Source organism: Streptomyces sp. BE20, from assembly GCF_036322525.1.
Classification (GTDB): domain Bacteria; phylum Actinomycetota; class Actinomycetes; order Streptomycetales; family Streptomycetaceae; genus Kitasatospora.
Genome location: NZ_JAQYWW010000323.1, coordinates 1 through 418, shown reverse-complemented (window position 1 = coordinate 418; position 418 = coordinate 1). Strand labels below are relative to the sequence as shown.

Sequence of the window (418 nt, the reverse complement as noted above, 5' to 3'; positions counted from 1 at the left end):
TCAGTGCAGGAGACTGCCCTGGAGTTCTGCGCGGAGTGCGGGGGTGAGGACGGCGCCGGCCCGGTCGACGAGCAGGGCCATCTCGTATCCGACGAGACCGATGTCGGAGTCGGGGGCGGCCAGGACGGCGAGTGCCGAGCCGTCGCTGACGGCCATCAGGAAGAGGAAGCCCCGTTCCATCTCGACGACGGTCTGGTTGACCTCGCCGCCCTCGAAGATCCGGCTGGCGCCGGTGGTGAGGGAGGTGAGGCCGGAGGCGACGGCGGCGAGCTGGTCGGCGCGGTCGCGGGGGAACCCTTCGGACATGCACAGCAGGAGGCCGTCCGCGGAGACCACCACCGTGTGCGACACCCCGGGGGTGTTGTCCACGAAATTGGTGATCAGCCAGTTCAGGTTCTGTGCGGCCTGGCTCATCTGA

Annotated in this window: 1 protein-coding gene; it reads right to left on the bottom strand. The window is 68.9% G+C overall.

From position 1 onward, the window contains the following. A complete protein-coding gene (locus PUR61_RS01760; RefSeq protein ID WP_043468791.1) occupies nucleotides 1-414 on the bottom strand; it encodes a roadblock/LC7 domain-containing protein in 414 nt (137 codons plus the stop codon). Nucleotides 415-418 lie beyond the last annotated feature (4 nt).